2 protein-coding genes are annotated in these 840 nt (G+C 46.5%); both read right to left on the bottom strand.

What is annotated here, in order from left to right:
* Positions 1 to 56: 56 nt before the first annotated feature.
* Positions 57 to 530, bottom strand: coding sequence for a threonine/serine exporter family protein (locus R8N47_RS24405; protein ID WP_005459611.1), 474 nt, complete (start codon positions 528 to 530; stop codon positions 57 to 59).
* Positions 530 to 840: threonine/serine exporter family protein (locus R8N47_RS24400; RefSeq protein ID WP_318186004.1), on the bottom strand; the 311-nt coding region annotated here is incomplete at its 5' end. The genes R8N47_RS24405 and R8N47_RS24400, both read right to left, overlap by 1 nt.

Below are 840 nucleotides of genomic sequence, written 5' to 3'. Positions count from 1 at the left end.
CCAATAACGCGGTTGTCTGCCATCGCGGCAATCATACTAATGATCATGTCGGGTCCTTATACTATCGGTCTGCGGCGGTAGAATAACAGCCCAGGAACTGCGAGGCCAACTGCTAGACCAGCAATAATAAACATGGCTTTAAGAAAATTCTCCATGCAGGTCGCAATTAACTCTGGCGAGTAACCCAAATGGTTAATCTCCACCATCGCAATCATCGCTTTGTAAGCAAAAACTCCCGGCACCATAGGTATCAATGCAGCGACAGTAAACACTTTTGGATGAGCCAAAAAGCGGTGAGACCAATGAACCCCTATCATGCCAACCAAGGTGGCAGCGAAGAAGGTCGCCCACTCAATCGGTACTCCAAACTGCATCATCAAGTAACGGCTTCCGTGACCAATCGCACCACCTACCGCGCAATAGATCAAAGCTCGCTGTGGCACATTAAACACCAACGCAAAGCCGACTGCAGGGATGGCTGCAAAAAACATGTCATTGAGCAAACCGAGCGTTAAATCAAAAATATTCATTAAATTGCCCACCCCCAAATACCAGTTACACTCATTGCCGCCACAATGCCCAAACACGTTGCTAAGGTCAGCAAACTGGCCATTACAAACCGAGCAATACCCATATTAATGTGACCTTTTAGCATGTCTGCTACCGAATTAATCAGTGGAAAACCAGGCACCAACATCAATACCGACGATGCCATCGCTACGGTTGGTAAATTGCCAATTTGGTAAATTTCAGCTTGAGCAGAAATCAACGTGGTTACAAATGCGGTAGCAGCAAAGTTAAGTAATGGATTGAAGTGACGATGGCCAATCTCTTGGCGCA

This window comes from Vibrio sp. 2132-1 (assembly GCF_033344315.1).
This window is presented reverse-complemented; position numbering and strand designations above follow the sequence as displayed.

What these genes read in the sequence shown, in the direction of transcription:
- R8N47_RS24405 (WP_005459611.1), bottom strand. Translation starts at nt 530, where the DNA reads ATGAATATTTTTGATTTAACGCTCGGTTTGCTCAATGACATGTTTTTT.